We start from the raw sequence: 17834 nt of genomic DNA on the forward strand, positions 1-17834 counted from the left end.
CCCCCCCCCCCCCCCCCCCCCCCCCCCCCCCCCCCCCCCCCCCCCCCCCCCCCCCCCCCCCCCCCCCCCCCCCCCCCCCCCCCCCCCCCCCCCGCACCCGGCTCCCGGACCGGTGCTACCGGCCCGCGAGGGCGTGCACGAACCTGGCGGCGTCGATGGTGCCGAGCCCGCTGGCGAGGTCGTAGCCCTTGGCGGCCCGGTAACCCGTCACCGTGTCCCAGGAGTTGTCGCCCGCCGTCACGTCGACCAGGCCGCTCCACTGCTGCGGGAGCAGGGCGAGCCCGTAGAGCCGCCCGTTGAGCTGACCGAGCCGGCGCCCGGCGAGCTGGTCGGCGAGCGCGACGACGCCGGAGAAGATCGGGGTCGACTCGCTGGTGCCGCCGGTGATGTGCCAGCCGGCCGTCGCCGGGTCATAGGACTCGTACGTCCAGGCCGCGCCGTCGACCGCCGCGCTCATGCTGAGGTCGGGCGTGCCGCGGTGGTTGCCGGTGACGCGGGCGACGCCGGCCTGGTACCAGGGGCGTGCGAAGACCGCGGAGGTCCCGCCGCCGCCCGCGCCCCAGTTGTCGTGCCAGACCTGGTCGGGGGCGGTCCGCCGGCCCGCGTCGTCCAGGCTGAGCCGGGTGCCGCCGACGGAGGTGACCAGCGGGTCGGCGGAGGGCCAGGAGTTGACCCTGCCCGGGTAGAGGTCCTCGCCGTTGGCCTGGTAGTCGGTGGCGCCGGTGTCGCCGGAGGCGGCGAGTACGGTCACGTCGTGCGCGGCGGCCTCCTGGAAGGCGTACCGCAGGCCGGTGAGCGAGCTGAAGTCGCCCTTGTCGAAGCCGGGGAAGGTGTTCTCGGTGGCGCCGAAGCTCTGCGAGATCACATCGGCGCGGCCGGACTTGATGAGGGCCTTCTCGGCGTCCATCATCTCGGGCAGCCCGGTCGTCCCCTCGGTCTCGGAGACGCCGGTCTCGACCAGGATGATGTGCGCGCCGGGGGCGACGGCGTGGGCGTACTCGACGTCGAGGGTGCTCTCGCCGGCCCAGCCGGTGTGATCGGGGTTGGTCGGGTCGAAGACCGGGACGTCGCCCCACTTGACCACCTCGACCTGGGTGTCCGGGATGCCCCACTGCTTGTCGAAGACCTCCAGGTCGTGCTGGATGGTCGGGGAGCCGAAGGAGTCGACGATGACGATCGTGCGGCCCTTGCCGGTGATGCCCTCGCGGTACAGCGGGTCGAGGTTGTAGGCGGTCCGGTACTGGAGCGGGGAGTAGCAGTGGATGCCGATCTGGCTGACGCACTGGGAGGTGGGCAGGGGCGCGTCCCGGCCGACGGCGCTGATGTGGCCCGTGGAGGCGGGGCGGACGTGGACGCCCGCGAGGCCGGCGGCGGCCGCCGGGCGGACGGCCGGGACGCCGAGCGTGCCGGCCGTCAGGGCAGTGGCCCCCACGGCGAGCAGGGCCAGGGCGCGGCGGAGGGTGGCGGGGCTGCCCATGGGACTCCTTGGGACGCAGGGCCCGACCTGGACCGGTCGGGTGGGTCCGGCCATCCCATCGACAGCAGCATGATCATGCCATAGTCATTCCGTACCCGTCGGCATGCTCGCGCAGGCCACCGGAAAGGGTAAAGGCCGTCCCAGGTGAAGGTAACCCACCACCCGGGACGGTCATCTGACGAAACGTCAGAAGATCTCAGCGTGCCCCACCGTTGACGTACAGCGTCTGCCCGCTGACGTAGGAGGCGTCCTCGCTGGCGAGGAAGGCGACCACCGAGGCGATCTCCTCCGGCCGGCCGACCCGCCGCAGCGGCGTCCGGGCGGAGACCTCCGCCTGGTGGTCCTCGGCCGTCGCACCGACCCGCTCGGCGGTGGCGGCGGTCATCGCGGTGGCGATGTAGCCGGGGGCGACGGCGTTGACGTTGATGTTGAACGGACCCAGCTCGATCGCCAGCGTGGCGGTCAGGCCCTGGATGCCCGCCTTGGCGGCGGCGTAGTTGGCCTGGCCCCGGTTGCCGAGCGCCGAGCGCGAGCTGAGCGAGACGATCTTGCCGTACTTCTGGGCCGTCATGTACTTCTGCGCCACGTGGCTGCAGTTGTAGGCGCTGGTCAGATTGACCGTCAGCACCGCGTCCCAGTCGGGCCTGGTCATCTTGAAGAAGAGGTTGTCCCGGGTGATCCCGGCGTTGTTCACCAGGATGTGCACCCCGCCGAAGTCCCCGGCGACCTCGGCGAAGACCGCCTCCACCGCGTCGTAGTCGGCCACGTCGCAGCCGTACGCCCGCGCGGTGCCGCCCTTGGCGGTGATCTCCTCGACCGTGCCGGTGGCCCGCTCGGCGGTCAGGTCGACCACCGCGACGGCGGCCCCCTCCTCGGCCAGCAGCCGCGCGGTGGCCGCGCCGATGCCCTGGGCCGCACCGGTGACGACGGCGACCTTTCCTGCGAAACGGGTCACGACAACTCCTTCGACTTCGACTTCGACTTCGACTTCGGCTGCGACGGGAACTGCGACTGCGACTGCGCCTGCGACTGTGCGTGCGACCGCGAGGTCGGCCTCGCGGTCGGCCTCGATTGGGAGGGCGGGACGGCGGCCGGTGCTCAGGGGGATTCGACCAGGACGGCGGTGCCCTGGCCGACTCCGACACACATGGTGGCCAGCCCGCGCCGGGTGCCGTTGCGGCGCATCCGGTGCAGCAGGGTGGTGAGGATCCGCGCGCCGGAGCCGCCCAGCGGGTGGCCGAGCGCGATCGCCCCGCCGGTCGGGTTGACCAGCTCGGGGTCGAGGCCCAACTGGTCGATGCTGGCGAGCACCTGCGCGGCGAAGGCCTCGTTGAGCTCGGCCTCCTCCAGGTCGGCGACGGACCAGCCGACCCGGCCGAGCGCCTTGCGGGTGGCGGGCACCGGGCCGATGCCCATCACGTCCGGATGCACCCCGGCCGAGGCGCCGGCCACGTACCGGCCGAGCGGCCGCAGGCCCAGCTCGGCCAGGACCTCCTCGCTGACCAGCACCAGGCCGGCCGCCCCGTCGTTCATCGGCGAGGCGTTGCCCGCCGTCACCGTGCCGCCCGGGCGGAAGGCCGGCTTCAGCCGGGCGAGCTTCTCCGGGCCGGTGTCCTCCCGGATGCTCTCGTCCTGGTGGACGGTCACGCCGTCCGGCCGCTCGACCGGGACCAGCTCGGCGTCGAAGTGGCCGTCCTTGCGGGCGGCGGCGGCCAGCCGGTGGCTGCGGAGCGCGAAGGCGTCCTGGCGCTCCCGGGTGATGCCGTGGCGGGCGGCGACCTCCTCGGCGGTCTCGCCCATCGAGAGCACGCCGTGCAGCTCGGCCATCCGCGGGTTGGTGAGCCGCCAGCCGAGCCGGGTGTCGAAGGTCTCGATCCGGTGCGGCAGCGCCTCGTCGGGACGGGGGAGGACGAAGGGGGCGCGGGTCATCGACTCGCAGCCGCCGGCCAGCACCACGTCGGCCTCGCCCGAGCCGATCGCCCGGGCGGCCTGGGTGACGGCCTCCAGGCCGGAGGCGCAGAGCCGGTTGACGGTGGCGCCGGGGACGCTGTCGGGCAGGCCGGCGAGCAGCACGGCCATCCGGGCGGCGTTGCGGTTGTCCTCGCCGGCCTGGTTCGCGGCGCCCCAGTAGACGTCGTCGATCCGGGCCGGGTCGAGGGTGGGGACATCGGCGAGCAGGGCGCGCAGCACGGTGGCCGAGAGGTCGTCCGGGCGGACCGTGGCGAGCGCTCCGCGCAGCCGGCCGATGGGTGTGCGGCGGGCTGCGGCGAAGTAGACAGGACGCACGTCGTCGGGCTCCTTATCCGGTGGGGTTGTCCGGTGAGTGGCGGTCAGAAGGCGTTGACGCCGGTGAGCGAACGCCCGATGAGCAGCTTGTGGATCTGGCTGGTGCCCTCGTAGAGGGTCATCACCCGCGCGTCGCGCAGGTACTTGCCGACCGGGTACTCGTCGATGAACCCGTAGCCGCCGAAGACCTGGAGCGCGTTGTTGGCGGCCCGGACGGCGGCCTCGCTCGCGTAGAGCTTGGCGACGGAGGACTCGGTGGCGAACGGCAGGCCGCGCTCGATGTGGTCGGCGACCTTCCAGGTGAGCAGCCGGGCGGCCTCGACGTCCACGGCGATGCCGGCGAGCAGCTCCTGGACCAGCTGGTGCGAGGCGATCGGCCGGCCGAACTGCTCGCGCTCGCCGGCGTAGTGGACGGCGGCCTCCAGGCAGGCCCGGGCGATGCCGACGCAGCCGGCCGCCACCGACATCCGGCCCTTGGCCAGGGCGGCCATCGCCACCGTGAAGCCCTTGCCGAGCTCGCCCAGCCGGGCCCCGTCGGGGACGCGGACGGCGTCGAAGGCGAGTTCGGCGGTGGCCTGGCCGCGCAGGCCGAGCTTGCCGTGGATCTCGGTGCGGGTGAAGCCGGGCAGGTCGGTGGGGACGAGGAAGGCGGTGATGCCCCGGTGGCCCGGTCCGCCCGTGCGGGCGAAGACCAGCGCGACATCGGCCCACGTCCCGTTGGTGATGAACATCTTGGCGCCGCTGATCAGCCAGTCGTCGCCGTCCCGGACCGCCCGGGTGGTCAGGTTGGCGGCGTCCGAGCCGGTGCCGGGTTCGGTGAGGGCGAAGCAGCCGAGCGACTCGCCGGAGGTGAGCCGGGGCAGCCAGTGCCGCTTCTGCTCCTCGGTGCCGTAGCCGTTCACCGACTTGGCGACCAGGCCGAGCGAGACCGAGACGATGCCGCGCACGGCGGAGTCGCCCCGGCCCAGCTCCTCCAGGGCCAGGCAGTACGCGAGGTGGTCGCCGCCGCTGCCGCCGTACTCCTCGGGGATGGTGAGGCCGAGCAGGCCGATGCCGGCGAGCTTGCCGATCACCGCGCGGTCGACGGCCTCGGCCCGGTCCCAGGCGGCCGCGTGCGGGACGATCTCGCGGTCGGTGAACGCCGCCGCGAGGTCCCGGAGGGCGGCCTGCTCCTCGGTCAGCTCCAGATTCATCGCGCCACCTCGTCGGGCTCCGGTAAACTAGCGGTGCAAGTTTTACCGGGACTGTAGCCCCGACCGGGCCGCGCTGGGAAGAGGCGCCTGCCAGAATCGGTCCTCACCCCACTCGACCGGAGGAACCGCGACGATGGCCCGCCCGCGCACCCCCTTGCTCAGCCGCGAGCTCATCGTCGCCACCGCGCTGCGGCTGATCGACGCCGAGGGGCTGGACGCCCTCTCCACCCGCCGCCTGGCCACCGAGCTGTCGGTCAGCGGGCCGTCGCTCTACAACCACGTTGCGACCAAGGACGAGCTGCTGGACGCGGTGGTGGACAGCGTGATGGGGGAGGTCGACCTGTCGATGTTCACCGCCGGCGCGCCGTGGCCGCGGGCGCTGCGCGACTGGGCCCGCTCCTACCGCGCCGCGCTGGCCGCGCACCCCAACATCGTCCCGGTGCTGGCCCAGGGCCCCGGCCGCCGCCCGAACGCGCTGCGGCTGGCCGACGCCGTCTTCGGCTGCCTGGTCGCGGCCGGCTGGCCGCGCGGGCAGGCCACCCGGATCGGCGCGCTGATGCGGTACTTCGTCACCGGCTCGGCGCTGGCCTCCTTCGCGGCGGGCTTCCCCGAGGACGCCGGGCTGTACGACGCCGCCGACTACCCGCACCTCGGCGAGGCCCACCGGCTGGCCGAACACCGGGGCGCGATCGACGAGGGCGCCTTCGAGACCGGTCTCGAAGCGCTGCTCGACGGGCTGCTGCTCCGGTACGAGCGGACGGTCGACGGGGCGGCGCCGCGGCCTCACCAGGGCTCGCGCGCCACGAAGGCCGGGCGCAGCGACGGGTCCACCGGGTCGTAGTAGCGGTGGTAGACCGGGGTCAGCCCGCCGGAGACCGGCGGCACGATCCAGCTCCAGTCGGCGGGGGTGGGCCGCCCGAGCCGCTTCTCCTGGGCGATGTGCTTCAGGAACCGCTCCGACTCGGTGTGGTGGTCGGCGATCGTCACCCCGGCCTCCTGGAACGAGTGCAGCACCGCGACGTTGAGCTCCACCAGCGCGCGGTCGCGCCAGAGCGTGCGGTCGCTGGAGGTGTCCAGGCCGAGCCGGTCGGCGACGGTCGCCAGCATGTCGTACCGGTCGGCGTCGGCGAGGTTGCGGGCGCCGATCTCGGTGCCCATGTACCAGCCGTTGAACGGGGCGGTGGGGTAGCGCACGCCGCCGATCTCCAGCGTCATGTCGCTGATCGCCGGCACCGTGTACCAGCGCAGGCCGAGCTCGGCGAACCACGGGTGGTCGGGGTGGCTGAGCTCGACCTCGGGGGTGGTGTCGTCCGGCAGTTCGTACCACTCGGGGCGGGCGCCGGGCCGCTCCTGCACCAGGAGCGGCAGCACCTCGAAGCGCTCCTCGCCGCACTTCCAGCCGAGGTCCCGGGCGCGGGCCGCCAGCCGCGCGCCCGCCGGGTCCCCGACGAAGCCGTGCCCGGTGGGCCGGCCGGCGTAGCGGACCAGCTGCTGGTTGAGGATGCGGGCGGCCGGGCGGCCGGGCCGGTCGGGGGCGAACACCGAGATCACCGGGCGGATCCGGCCGCCGTTGGAGGCCACCCGCAGGTGCTCGAAGCACTCGGTGGCGATGTCGTCGGCCGAGGCCAGGTGCCGCAGGTCGCGCACCACCAGGCTGCGCCAGTACAGCCGGCCGATGCAGCGGGCCGCGTTGCGCCAGGCGAGCCGGGCGCCGTAGGCGAGTTCGGCGGGGGTGTGCTGGTAGGTGCCGGTGCGGTCGATCTCGTCCAGGACCGCCAGCACCCGCCCGGTCGGGTCGCCGGTGCCGGGCTGCTCGCGGTGGAACTGGCGGACGAAGTCGGCGGCCGCGTCGGGGTCGGTGAAGGGCTCGGTGAACGGCTCGGCCACGGGGCCGGTGAACGCCTCGCCGAACGCCTGGCCGAACGTCTCGCCGAACGTCTCGCCGAGCGGCTCGGTGCGGAGACCGGCGAACGGATCGGTGCCGGTGGGGCGGTCGACCACGGTGGGCCGCCCCGGGGTGGTCCGCCCGGCCTCGGCGCGCCCCGGGTCGACGAGGTACCGGACGCCGGTGCCGTGCACGGTGGTGGGCAGGGGTTCGGGCCCGTGCGGCGGCTCGGCGGCCGGGTGGGCGTGGGCGAACGGGCAGCCGCCGCTCGGGGCCGGCACCGCGGCCGGCGTCGGAGCCGGTGCGGGGCGACGGGGCGCGCGGGTGCTGCGGGTGCGAAGCCGGTTGAAGATCAAGGACACATCCCTCCTGCCGAACAGGAGTACCGGAGGTAGGCGCCCCGCCGCAGAGAGTGAACGATTCGGCCCCCGCACCCGCGCCGAGGGCGCTAGGGTGCGGGGGCCGAAGGTCCGACTGTCGGATCAGCCCATGTCCTCCAGGCGGACGCCCTTGGTCTCCTTCATGTACTTCGCCACGAAGACCAGCGACAGGGCCGCGAAGCCCGCGTAGACCAGGTAGGTCGCCGACAGGTTCCAGCGCGAGAGCGAGGGGAAGGACACGGTGATCGCCCAGTTGGCGATCCACTGCGCCGAGGCGGCGACGGAGAGGGCGGCGGCCCGGATCCGGTTGGGGAACATCTCGCCGAGCATCACCCAGACCACCACGCCCCAGGACATCGCGAAGAAGAGCACGAAGGCGTTGGCGGAGATCAGCGCGACGGTGCCCTGGAGGTCGGGCAGGGCGACGTCGTCGCCGGTGCCGGTGGCCGAGGAGAACGCCCAGCCGCAGGCGGCCAGCGCGACGGCCATCCCGGCCGAGCCGATCAGGGCGAGCGGCTTGCGGCCGATCCGGTCCACCAGCAGGATCGCGACCACGGTGCCGAGGATGTTGATGACCGAGCCGATGAAGCTGATCAGCAGCGAGTTGCTCTGGTCGATGCCGACGGACTGCCAGAGGATCGACGAGTAGTAGAAGATCACGTTGATGCCGACCAGCTGCTGGAAGACCGAGAGGCCGATGCCGACCCAGACGATCGGCAGCAGGCCGAACCGGCCGCCGAGCAGGTCGCCGAAGCGCGGCCGGTGGTCGGAGGCGATCAGGCCCTGGATCTCGGCGATCCGCGCGTCGGTGTCGGAGCCCTCGCCCTCGACCTCGGTGAGCACCGTGCGGGCCTCGTCCAGCCGGCCGGCCGAGATCAGGTAGCGCGGGGACTCGGGGATCATCGAGGCGAGCACGAAGTAGACGGCGGCCGGCACGACGCAGATGCCGAGCATCCACTGCCAGGCCTCCAGACCGAGCAGCCGGCCGCGGGTGTCGCCGCCGGCGGCGTCCGCCAGGACCCAGTTGACCAGCTGCGAGATCGCGATGCCGAGGACGATCGCGGCCTGCTGGAAGGAGGCCAGCCGGCCCCGGTAGCGGGTCGGCGCGACCTCGGCGATGTAGGTCGGGGCGATCACCGAGGCGATGCCGATGGCCGCGCCGCCGAGGACCCGCCAGCCGGCGAGGTCCCAGGCGGCGAACGGCAGCATCGAGCCGACCGCGCTCACCGCGAAGAGCAGCGCGCCCGCCTTCATCACCTTGATCCGGCCGTACCGGTCGGCGAAGCGGCCGGCCAGCGCGGCGCCCACCGCCGAGCCCAGCAGCGCGGACGAGACGATCAGACCGGTGACGCCGTCCCCGACGCCGAACTTCTCCTGGATGCCGGAGACGGCGCCGTTGATCACGGAGCTGTCGTAGCCGAACAGGAACCCGCCGAGGGCCGCGGCGGCGGTGATGAACACGACGAAGCCGAGGCGGTCGGAGGATCGAGCCTCCGCCGCCACGGGCTCCGAGGGCTGCTGGGTGACGCTCACGATCTTGACTCCTGATACTCAACGCTGAGCTTGGTAGCCGCGATCGTAACCCGCCAATGTTCAAGTGTTGTACGTGGGATGCCCGACAAGTCCCCTTGCTTATTAGTAAAGTGAACTGTCAAACCTGTTCGGCCACCGGCGAGGCCAGGGACAGCCCGAACCGGCCCTCCTCGTCCGTCCACCAGTGGCTCAGCCGCAGGCCGGCCGCCGCCAGCTCCTCGGCCACCCGCTCCCGGCGGAACTTGGCCGACACCTCGGTGCGCAGCTCCTCGCCCTTCTCGAAGTGGATCGGCAGGTCCAGCGCGGGGATCTTCACGGTCTGCTCCTGCAGCGAGCGCAGCCGCATCTCGATCCACTCCCGCTCCCGGTCCCAGAGCGCCACGTGCTCGAACGCGGTCGGGTCGAAGTCGGCGGACAGCTCCCGGTTCAGCACGTTGAGCACGTTCCGGTTGAACTCCGCCGTCACCCCCGCCGCGTCGTCGTAGGCGGCCACCAGCACCTGCGGGTCCTTGACCAGGTCGGTGCCGAGCAGCAGGAAGTCACCGGGGTCGAGCGCGGCCCGCAGGCGGCGCAGGAAGACCGCCCGCTCGGCGGGGAGCAGGTTGCCGAGGGTGCCGCCGAGGAAGGCGACCAGGCGCGGCCCGCCCTCCGGCGGCAGGCCGAGCCGGGCGGTGAAGTCGGCGAGCACCGCGTGCACGGACAGTCCGGGGAAGTCCAGGGCCAGCGCCTCGCCCGCACCGGTCAGGGCGCTCTCGCTGACGTCCACCGGGACGTAGCTGTCGAGGGTGCCGAGGTCGCGCAGCGCGTTCAGCAGCAGCCTGGTCTTCTCCGAGGAGCCCGAGCCCAGCTCCACCAGCGTGCGGGCCCGGGTGGCGGCGGCGATCTCGCCGGCCCGGTCGGTGAGGATGGCCCGTTCGGCGCGGGTCGGGTAGTACTCGGGCAGCCTGGTGATCTCCTCGAACAGCTCGCTGCCCCGGGCGTCGTAGAACCACTTCGGCGGCAGCCACTTGGGATCGGCGGTCAGCCCCTCGCGCACGTCGTGCCGCAGCGCGGTGCTGAAGTGGTCGGCGGGCAGCAGTCGGGTGAGATCAAAGATGCTCATGACAGATGGATCCTCTGTTCAAAAAGTGAAGGTGAGAGGAGCGAGGGAGATTTCAGAGCGGGCGGACCACGACGCCGTCCGGGCCGGCCAGCAGCAGCGAGCGGTCCGGGACGACGGCCCAGTCCGGGTGGTCGTCGTAGGGCTCGGAGGCCACCAGGACGCCCGCACCCGGCAGGCTCCGGTGGTGCAGCGTGTCGCCCCAGGTGGTGGCGGCGATCGCCCGGCCGTCGGTCAGCAGCAGGTTGAGCCGGCCGGTGGTGTGCGCGGTCACGTCCGCGACGGCGCCGGCCAAGGCCTCGCCGAGGCCCGCGCCCGCGCGCAGCCGGTGCAGCGCGAGGCCCCAGAGCAGCGCCGAGTCCGTCCGGGCCGGCAGCTCCAGCAGCTCGGCCGGGGAGAGCCGCCCGGCCGGCGCGTCCAGCTTGTCCGGCCAGCCGGCCACCGCGCCGTTGTGGCTGAACAGCCAGGGCCCGGCGGCGAACGGCGCGGCCGCGTCCTCGCCCGCCGCGCAGCCCTCGGTGGCCGAGCGGACGGCCGCCACCAGCGCCCGGGTGCGGATCACCCGGGCGAGGTCGGCGAAGGAGGCGTCCGCCCAGATCGGTCCCGCCCGCCGGTAGCGGGCCGGGGTCGGGTCGCCGTCCGCGTACCAGCCGAGGCCGAAGCCGTCGGCGTTGACCGTGCCGTACTGCTGCGCCCGGGGGGCCCAGGACTGCCGGTAGAGCCCGAACGGCGGCTCCACCAGCACCTCCCCGGGCGTCACCGGTGCGCCGAGGTAGGCGAGGTGGCGGCACATCAGCCGGCCGCCACGTCGGCCGCGGTGCGGAACCCGGCGAAGATCTGCCGCCGGACCGGGTAGTCCCAGTTGCGGAACGTGCCGCGGCAGGCCACCGGCGCGACCGCGAAGCAGCCGCCGCGCAGCACCTTGTACTCGGGCCCGAAGAAGACCTCCGAGTACTCCCGGTACGGCCAGGCCCGGAAGCCGGGGTAGGGGTGGAGGTCACTGGCCGTCCACTCCCACACGTCGCCCATCAACTGCCGTACGCCGTAGGGGGACTCGCCGGCCGGGTAGCTGCCGGCCGGGGCCGGGCGCAGATGGCGCTGGCCGAGGTTGGCGTGCTCCGGGGCGGGCGGGCCGTCGCCCCACGGGTAGCGGCGGGAGCGGTCGGTGGCCGGGTCGTGCCGGGCGGCCTTCTCCCACTCCGCCTCGGTCGGCAGCCGCCGCCCCGCCCAGCGGGCGTAGGCGTCCGCCTCGTACCAGCTGACGTGCAGCACCGGCTCGTCCTCGGGGACGGGCTCGACCGTGCCGAAACGGCGGCGCAGCCACTGGGCGCCCTCGCGGTGCCAGAACAGCGGGGCGGTCAGCCCGGCCCGCTGCCGGTGCTCCCAGCCCTCGGCCGTCCACCAGCGCGGGTCGTCGTAGCCGCCGTCGGCGATGAACCGCAGATAGGCGCCGTTGGTGACCGGCGTGGTGTCCAGCCGGAAGGCCGGCAGGTCGATCCGGTGCGCCGGGCGCTCGTTGTCCAGCGCCCACGGCTCGGTGTCCGTCCCCATGGTGAACGGGCCCGCGGGGACGAGCACGTCGGCGGGCAGCGCCGCCGCGTCCGCCGGTGCGGGCGGCGGCGGGGGAGCGGCCAGCGCGGGCTCGCCGCGGCGCAGCTGGTGGGTGACCAGCATGGTCTCGTCGTGCTGCTGCTCGTGCTGGGCGATCATGCCGAAGGCGAAGCCGGCGTCGAGCAGCGGAGCGCCCTCCAGCGGGCTGGCCTCCAGCAGGTCGAACACCCGGCCGCGGACTTCGTGCGCGTAGGCGCGCGCCTCGGCCGGCGGCAGCAGCGGCAGGCTGGGGCGTTCGGCGCGCGGGTGCTCGAAGGCGTCGTAGAGCGGGTCGATCTCGGGGCGCATCGGCTCCCGGCCGCCGATGTTGCGCAGCAGCCAGAGCTCCTCCTGGTTGCCGATGTGCGCGAGGTCCCAGACCAGCGGGGACATCAGCGGGGAGTGCTGGGCGGTGAGGTCGTGGTCCCCGACGCAGTCGGTCAGTGCGGCGGTGCGGGTCCGGGCGGCCAGCAGCTCGGTGGCGATCGCCTCGCGCAGGGCCGCCGGGGGCAGGCCCTCGGGGGACGGGCCGGCCGGCGGGGCGGGGGAGGCCGCGGGCGGAGACCCGGGGCCGGTCGCCCCGGCGGCGCGGGAGCCGGTCGGGCGGGCGTCGTCGATCATGGTGCGGCCTCCTCCGGGGGAGTGCGTCGGGCGCCGGAGCGCAGGGCGTCCAGCTGGTCGTCGGCCGGGCAGCGGCCGCGCGCGGGGTAGCGCTCGGCGAACTCGGCGACGGCGGTGCGCAGTCGCTCGGCGCCGGGCAGGCGGCCCAGCGCGGCGTCGGCGGCGGCGAAGCAGGCGAGCGTGGCGCGGCGCAGCGCGGGATCGGCGACCGCCAGGGTGGCGGCCCGGCGCCAGGCGTCGCTGCGCGGCGGGAGCGGCCCGGTGGCGCTCTCCAGCGGCTCCAGCGCGGCCAGCGCCGCGTCGGCGGCCTTCGGGTCGTCCAGCAGCGCGGTCACCAGGGCCGCGGGGACGATCCAGCCGTCGCCCGGCTGGGCGTCGATCATCCGCAGCTCCAGGTGGCCGTGCGGGCGGACCGGCGGGAACAGCGTGGTGCGGTGGTAGTCCAGATCGGCGAGGGTCGGCGGGCGTTCGCCGCCGCCGCGCAGCCAGTCGAGGAAGGTCAGGCCGGCCGGCGCCGTCCACGGCAGGCCGTCGGGGCGGCGGATGCAGAGCACCTCGGCGTCCAGCACGTACCTGGTCCAGGCCTCGCGCGGATCGCCGTGGTCGGGCGCCGGGGCGAGCGTGCGGGTGGGGTCCATCCGGGACCAGACGATCTGCCGGGTGGACCGGTGCCCGGTGGGCTTCCCGTCCAGCAGGGGGGAGTTGGCGAAGGCGGCGACCAGGACCGGCCCGAGCTGGTGGGTCAGGCGCCAGCGCCGGTCGAGCGCGTGCGGGCCGTCGGCGGCCCCCGCGTCCAGGCAGACCTGCACGGAGGCGGTGCCGGTCATCATGATCCGGCCCCAGGGTCCGGCGGAGTCGAAGAACCGTTCCATCGCGAGATAGCGCGGGTGGTCCAGCACCATCGTGCGGGGACGGGCCAGGGGGTCGGTACCGGTGCCGGTGAGCCGCAGACCCTGGGCCGCGAAGGCGGCCCGCAGGGTGGCGAGATCACGGCGGGTGTCGTCGACGCAGGCGACGATGCCGTCGGCGGGCGGGGAGCTGAGCTCGACCTGTCCACCGGGTTCGAGGGTGAGGCGGGCACCGGACGGCAGGACCGTCCCGTCGGCGCCGCCCAGCGGGAGTGACTCCAGTGCGGCGTGCAGCCGCTCCGGTAGCACGGGGCCGGTCGGACATCGGTCGTCGTGGACGAACCACTCGACCTCCACGCCGACCAGCCGGGGCGGCCCGATCTTGAAGCAGACGCCGGCCATGTGGCGGCGCGCCGTCGACTCGGTGAGCGGGGTGACGCTCCCGGTGGGCGGATCGGTGCCCTGGCGGTCGGTCGGGCTGGTCGGGCTGGTCGGGCGAACGGGTATCACCGGACTCACCATCCTCGGGATCACGATTGCGGCCCGGTCTACCCTGCCCAGTCTGCTACGGACCATGCCGGGGCGCTCCGCAAACATCTCGTGAAGAGATGTCGTCGCAGGTCAGAGGCGGTGCAATCGGGTGATGCCGGGATTTCGGAGCCGTTCCAGCCGGCCCACGGCCGCCGCCAGCGCGGGCTCCGGCAGGGCGTAGTTCAGCCGCAGCGAGCCCTCGCCGCCGGGGCCGAAGTCGCCGCCGTCGGAGGCCTCCAGGCCGCACCGCTCCAGCAGTGCAGCCCGGGCGCCCACGGGCGGCAGGCCGAGCGCGGCGGCGTCCAGCCAGAGCAGGTAGGAGGCCTCCGGCGCGGAGCGGACGGCCTCTCCGAGCACGCCGGTCAGCCGGTCCCGGGCGGCGGCCAGGTGGTCCAGCAGCGCGTCCAGCCACGGGCCGCCGTCGCGCAGCGCCGCCTCCTGCACCACCTGCTCCAGCAGCCCGCCCTCCCACAGGCCGTACCCGGCCATCACCCCGGTGAGCCGCTCGCGCAGCGCCGCGTCCGGCACGAGCGCGAAGCAGCTGGGGATGCCGGAGGTGTTGAAGGTCTTGCCGACCGAGTTGAGGGTGACGGTCCGCTCCCGGTAGGGGCCCGCGACCGCGACGGCCACCGGGTGGCGGTGGCCCGGGTGGGTGAGGTCGCCGTGCACCTCGTCCGAGAGCAGCACCCCGCCGCCCCGGGCCGCCGCCTCGGCCAGGGCGCGGACCTCCGCGGCGGTCCAGACCCGGCCGGACGGGTTGTGCGGGCTGCTCAGCAGCACCGCCCCGGCCCGGTGCCCGGCGAAGGCGTCCAGCGGCAGCCGGTAGCCGGCGGCGTCCCGGGCCAGCGGCAGCTCCCGGTGGGCCAGTCCGGCGGCCCGGCAGACCTGGGCGAAGCCGCCCCACTCCGGCGCCGGGAACAGCACCGGCCCGGTCGGTCGCACCGCCTCCAGCAGCAGCCGGACGGCGGTGCGCGGTCCGAACGGCAGCAGCAGCACCCACGCCGGGTCGATCTCCACCCCGTGCCGGTCCCGGTACCAGCGGGCCACCAGCTCCCGGCCGGCCGGGTCGCACACCGTGTACCCGTACGCCGGGTGCCGCGCGCGCCGGCCCAGCGCCGCCGCGACGGCCGGCGGGCCGGGCAGGTCCATGTCGGCCAGCCCCATCGCGATCACGCCGGTCGCGCCGGCCGTCCGGGCCCACTTGCTGCTCCCGGTACCGGTCCGGTCGAAGGCGCGCCCGAAGAGCCGGTCGGGGGCGTGGCCGGGGTCGTCCGACGGGGTCGTCATGGCGGGCGCCTCCCGGGCGGCGGTGGGGGTCGGTCCCGGGCCACGCTAACCGCCCGGGCGGGCCCGGTCACCAGGGCGCGGGCGGGCCGCCGCCGGCACCGGCCCGCGTCCCGAGGAGCGGTCGGCAGGGGCGCGGCCGCCCGGCGGGGCCGTACGCTGCGGGACGGCTGCGACCGGGGACGCACGGGGAGACCCGGAAAGGGCGGGACCGATGGGACTGGTGGGACTGCGAGGACGGGCGGGCCGGGCGGCGCCCGCGGCGGCGGACCGGGGCGGGCCGGACGACGAGGTCACGCTGTTCGTGGCCCGGCGGGTCGAGCCCGGCCACGAGGAGGCGTTCGAGCGGTGGGCGAAGGGGATCCTCGCCGCGGCCGCCGGGCACGAGGGCAACCTCGGCACCGGGCTGCTGCGCCCGGCCGGGCCGGACGACCCCTGGCACCTGCTGCTGCACTTCCGTGACGGCGGGGCGTTCCGCTCCTGGCAGGCCTCGCCGGCCCGGGCGGCCTGCTTCGCCGCGGCGGACGGGCACCACCACGAGGTGCACCGGCACGAGATCCTCGGCATGGAGGGCTGGTTCGCCACCACCCGGTCGGCGGCGAAGGGCCGCCCGCCGGTGCGCTGGCGGATGGCGGTCGCCTCCACGGTGGCGATCGCGCCGCTCACCGTCACCTCCGGGCTGCTGCTCACCCCGCATCTGGCCGGCCTGCCGGTGGCGGTCCGCGCCCTGGTCACCGCACCGCTGATCAGCGCGCTGATGACGTACGCGGCCCTGCCGGTGGTCACCCGGCTGCTGCGCGGCTGGCTGTTCGGCCGCACCGGCCGGGTCTAGGAGTCACGCCGGGCGGTCGGCCGGTGCGCCGCCCGGCCGGCCGCCCGGGTCCCGGCGGGCCAGATGGGCGGCCAGGCCGCGGCGGCCGCGGCGCATCATGACGGCGTGGTTGGCGCGGAACACCGGGTGCAGCGGCACGGCGAGGCGCCGGAGCAGCGGGCGCCCGGGCCGGGCGTCCTCCTCGAACAGGGCGCGGGCGCCGGTGCCGTCCGCCCCGACCGTCCAGCGGGACCAGCCGACCAGGTCGCCCCGCATCGCGACCTCCAGGACGCCGGCCACCGGGTCGCGCCGCACCACGGTCAGCCCGATCACCAGCCGGTACGGCAGCAGCGCCCGCACCACCGCCTCGCCGTCGTCCGGCCCGAACCGCCGCACCGCGCGGATCTCGGGCCACCAGAGCGGGTAGCCCGGGACATCCTCCAGCGCGGCGTACACCGCGGCCGGCGGCGCGGCCAGCCGCCACACGTCGCGGAACCGGTAGTGGTTGAGGTCCACGGCCGAACTCTAGGGGGTCCGGCCCGGCTTCGGGGGCGGACCTCCGCTGACCGGTTCACCGGCCCCCGTGGCCCGGGGCGCCCTAGGCGGGCTCGGACAGTTCGAAGGCGGTGTTGACCAGGGCGACGTGGGTGAACGCCTGCGGGGTGTTGCCGAGTTGGCGGCGGGCGCGCGGGTCCCACTGCTCGGAGAGCAGGCCGAGGTCGTTGGCGAGCCCGACCACCCGGGCGAACAGGTCGCGGGCCTCGGCCCGCCGCCCGGTGGCGACGAGCGCGTCGGCGAGCCAGAACGAGCAGGCCAGGAAGGCGCCCTCGCCGCCGGGCAGGCCGTCGGTGTGCCGGTGCGTCCGGTAGCGCAGGACGAGGCCGCCGTGGTCCAGGCCGTCCCGGACGGCGTCCACGGTGCGGACCACGCGCGGGTCGTCCGGCGGCAGGAAGCCGCACTTGACGACGAACAGCGTGGCCGCGTCCAGGCCCTGCCCGCCGTAGTGCTGGACGAAGACGCCGCGCCGCCGGTCGTAGCCGTGCTCGCAGACGTCGGCGTGCACGGCGTCGCGCATCGCCCGCCAGCGGGCCACGGGCGCGGGCAGCCCGGTGGCCTCGGCCATCCGCACCGCGCGGTCGGCGGCGACCCAGCACATCACCTTGGAGTGGACGAAGTGGCGCCGCTCGCCGCGCACCTCCCAGAGGCCCTCGTCGGGTTCGCGCCAGTGCTGCTCCAGGTACGCCATCAGGGTCCGTAACAGCGTCCAGACGTGCCGCTCCATCGGCAGGCCGGCCAGCAGCGCCAAGTGCAGGGTGTCCACCACCTCGCCGTAGACGTCGAGTTGGAGCTGGTCGACGGCGGCGTTGCCGAACCGGACCGGCCGGGAGCCCTCGTAGCCGGGCAGCCAGTCGGCGGAGATCTCGCCGAGGACGCGCTCCCCGGCGACGCCGTAGACGGTCTGCAGGTCGCCCGGGTCGCCGGCGATGGCGCGCAGCAGCCAGCGGCGCCAGGCGGCGGCCTCGTCGCGGAAGCCGCCGCGGAGCAGCGCCGAGAGCGTCATCGAGGAGTCGCGCAGCCAGCAGAAGCGGTAGTCCCAGTTGCGGGTGCCGCCGATCCGCTCGGGCAGTGCGGCGGTGGGCGCGGCGACGATCCCGCCGGTGGGCGCGTAGGCGAGCGCCTTGAGGGTGAGCAGCGAGCGCAGCACGGCCTCCCGCCACTCGCCCCGGTAGCGGCAGCCGGCCGCCCAGTGCTGCCAGTCGCGCAGCGTGGCGAGCAGGGCCTCCTCCGGGTCGGTGCGCGGGGAGGTGGGCAGGTGGGAGGGCTGCCAGGTGAGGACGAAGGGCACCCGGCTGCCGGCGGTGACGGTGAAGTCGGAGACGGTGACGCCGTCCACCCCGTAGGTGTGGACCTCGGGCGGCACCCGCAGCCAGGCGGAGTCGGGCCCGGCGACGGCGACCCGGTGCCGGCCGGTGCGGCGCACCCACGGCTCGATCCGGCCGTAGTTGAACCGCAGCCGCAGCTCGCCGCGGACCGGGACGCTGCCCTCGACGCCCTCCACGATCCGGATCAGCTGCGGGGAGCGCTGCCCGCCCCGGCCGCGCTGGGGCATGAAGTCGGTCACCCGGACGGTGCCGTCGGCGGTGTGCCAGTCGCTCTCCAGGACGAGGCTGTCGCCCCGGTAGCGGGGGGGGGGGGGGCGAAGGCCCGAAGGAAAGGGGGGACGAACAGAGCAGGGCGTGCGGTTGCCCAGAAAAGCGGGGAAGGAGCGGGGGGGGGGGAAAAAGGGAAAGACAAG

15 protein-coding genes are annotated in these 17834 nt (G+C 74.9%); 2 read left to right on the forward strand and 13 right to left on the reverse strand.

Annotated features, from left to right (window positions below; genetic code table 11):
• Positions 1-115: 115 nt before the first annotated feature.
• The 4 genes from ACZ4UX_RS34585 to ACZ4UX_RS34600 form a co-directional block, all read right to left on the reverse strand.
• Positions 116-1477, reverse strand: a complete 1362-nt coding sequence (locus ACZ4UX_RS34585; RefSeq protein ID WP_465709539.1) for a S53 family peptidase — start codon at positions 1475-1477, stop codon at positions 116-118.
• A gap of 196 nt (positions 1478-1673) precedes the next feature.
• Positions 1674-2432, reverse strand: coding sequence for a 3-oxoacyl-ACP reductase FabG (fabG, locus tag ACZ4UX_RS34590; protein ID WP_465709540.1), 759 nt, complete (start codon positions 2430-2432; stop codon positions 1674-1676).
• A 143-nt stretch (positions 2433-2575) separates the two neighbouring features.
• Positions 2576-3763, reverse strand: a complete 1188-nt coding sequence (locus tag ACZ4UX_RS34595; RefSeq protein WP_465709541.1) for a thiolase family protein — start codon at positions 3761-3763, stop codon at positions 2576-2578.
• Between the two features lie 44 nt (positions 3764-3807).
• Positions 3808-4956 carry an acyl-CoA dehydrogenase family protein gene (locus ACZ4UX_RS34600; protein WP_465709542.1) on the reverse strand — a complete coding sequence of 383 codons (1149 nt, stop codon included), beginning with the start codon at positions 4954-4956 and terminating at the stop codon, positions 3808-3810.
• Between the two features lie 133 nt (positions 4957-5089).
• Between ACZ4UX_RS34600 and ACZ4UX_RS34605 the strand changes: the two genes are divergently transcribed.
• Positions 5090-5797: a TetR/AcrR family transcriptional regulator gene (locus ACZ4UX_RS34605; RefSeq protein WP_465709543.1), complete on the forward strand. Its 708-nt coding sequence runs from the start codon at positions 5090-5092 to the stop codon at positions 5795-5797.
• Here the strand turns inward: ACZ4UX_RS34605 and ACZ4UX_RS34610 are convergent.
• The 7 genes from ACZ4UX_RS34610 to ACZ4UX_RS34640 form a co-directional block, all read right to left on the reverse strand.
• A complete protein-coding gene (locus ACZ4UX_RS34610) occupies positions 5740-6843 on the reverse strand; it encodes a nitric oxide synthase oxygenase (protein WP_465709573.1) in 1104 nt (367 codons plus the stop codon). The genes ACZ4UX_RS34605 and ACZ4UX_RS34610 overlap by 58 nt on opposite strands.
• Positions 6844-7323: 480 nt before the next feature.
• Positions 7324-8757, reverse strand: a complete 1434-nt coding sequence (locus tag ACZ4UX_RS34615; RefSeq protein WP_465709574.1) for a sugar porter family MFS transporter — start codon at positions 8755-8757, stop codon at positions 7324-7326.
• 115 nt (positions 8758-8872) lie between these two features.
• Positions 8873-9856: an L-histidine N(alpha)-methyltransferase gene (gene egtD / locus ACZ4UX_RS34620; RefSeq protein WP_329490663.1), complete on the reverse strand. Its 984-nt coding sequence runs from the start codon at positions 9854-9856 to the stop codon at positions 8873-8875.
• A gap of 52 nt (positions 9857-9908) precedes the next feature.
• On the reverse strand, positions 9909-10646 hold the full coding sequence (egtC, locus tag ACZ4UX_RS34625) for an ergothioneine biosynthesis protein EgtC (RefSeq protein ID WP_465709544.1): 738 nt from the start codon (positions 10644-10646) through the stop codon (positions 9909-9911).
• The gene (egtB, locus tag ACZ4UX_RS34630; protein WP_465709545.1) at positions 10646-12064 is read right to left on the reverse strand and encodes an ergothioneine biosynthesis protein EgtB; all 1419 of its coding nucleotides are present in this window, start codon (positions 12062-12064) and stop codon (positions 10646-10648) included. Before egtB ends, egtC begins: the two co-directional genes overlap by 1 nt.
• Complete coding sequence (gene egtA, locus ACZ4UX_RS34635) at positions 12061-13422, reverse strand: ergothioneine biosynthesis glutamate--cysteine ligase EgtA (protein WP_465709546.1); 1362 nt, start codon at positions 13420-13422, stop codon at positions 12061-12063. Before egtA ends, egtB begins: the two co-directional genes overlap by 4 nt.
• Before the next feature lie 111 nt (positions 13423-13533).
• Positions 13534-14730, reverse strand: coding sequence for an aminotransferase class I/II-fold pyridoxal phosphate-dependent enzyme (locus tag ACZ4UX_RS34640; protein ID WP_465709547.1), 1197 nt, complete (start codon positions 14728-14730; stop codon positions 13534-13536).
• Between the two features lie 211 nt (positions 14731-14941).
• Between ACZ4UX_RS34640 and ACZ4UX_RS34645 the strand changes: the two genes are divergently transcribed.
• Positions 14942-15559, forward strand: a complete 618-nt coding sequence (locus ACZ4UX_RS34645; protein ID WP_465709548.1) for an antibiotic biosynthesis monooxygenase — start codon at positions 14942-14944, stop codon at positions 15557-15559.
• A 3-nt stretch (positions 15560-15562) separates the two neighbouring features.
• Here the strand turns inward: ACZ4UX_RS34645 and ACZ4UX_RS34650 are convergent, their stop codons facing one another.
• Positions 15563-16054 carry an SRPBCC family protein gene (locus tag ACZ4UX_RS34650; RefSeq protein WP_352294120.1) on the reverse strand — a complete coding sequence of 164 codons (492 nt, stop codon included), beginning with the start codon at positions 16052-16054 and terminating at the stop codon, positions 15563-15565.
• An 82-nt stretch (positions 16055-16136) separates the two neighbouring features.
• Positions 16137-17834: glycoside hydrolase family 15 protein (locus ACZ4UX_RS34655; protein WP_465709549.1), on the reverse strand; the 1698-nt coding region annotated here is incomplete at its 5' end.

It is taken from the genome of Kitasatospora sp. NPDC028961, assembly GCF_055564815.1.

Bases quoted from the DNA above. Each gene is read 5' to 3' on its own strand.
- ACZ4UX_RS34645 (WP_465709548.1), top strand. From the start codon at position 14,942: ATGGGACTGGTGGGACTGCGAGGACGGGCGGGCCGGGCGGCGCCCGCG.
- egtD (WP_329490663.1), bottom strand. From the start codon at position 9,856: ATGAGCATCTTTGATCTCACCCGACTGCTGCCCGCCGACCACTTCAGC.
- egtC (WP_465709544.1), bottom strand. From the start codon at position 10,646: ATGTGCCGCCACCTCGCCTACCTCGGCGCACCGGTGACGCCCGGGGAG.
- egtB (WP_465709545.1), bottom strand. From the start codon at position 12,064: ATGATCGACGACGCCCGCCCGACCGGCTCCCGCGCCGCCGGGGCGACC.
- ACZ4UX_RS34585 (WP_465709539.1), bottom strand. From the start codon at position 1,477: ATGGGCAGCCCCGCCACCCTCCGCCGCGCCCTGGCCCTGCTCGCCGTG.
- ACZ4UX_RS34600 (WP_465709542.1), bottom strand. From the start codon at position 4,956: ATGAATCTGGAGCTGACCGAGGAGCAGGCCGCCCTCCGGGACCTCGCG.
- ACZ4UX_RS34640 (WP_465709547.1), bottom strand. From the start codon at position 14,730: ATGACGACCCCGTCGGACGACCCCGGCCACGCCCCCGACCGGCTCTTC.
- ACZ4UX_RS34605 (WP_465709543.1), top strand. From the start codon at position 5,090: ATGGCCCGCCCGCGCACCCCCTTGCTCAGCCGCGAGCTCATCGTCGCC.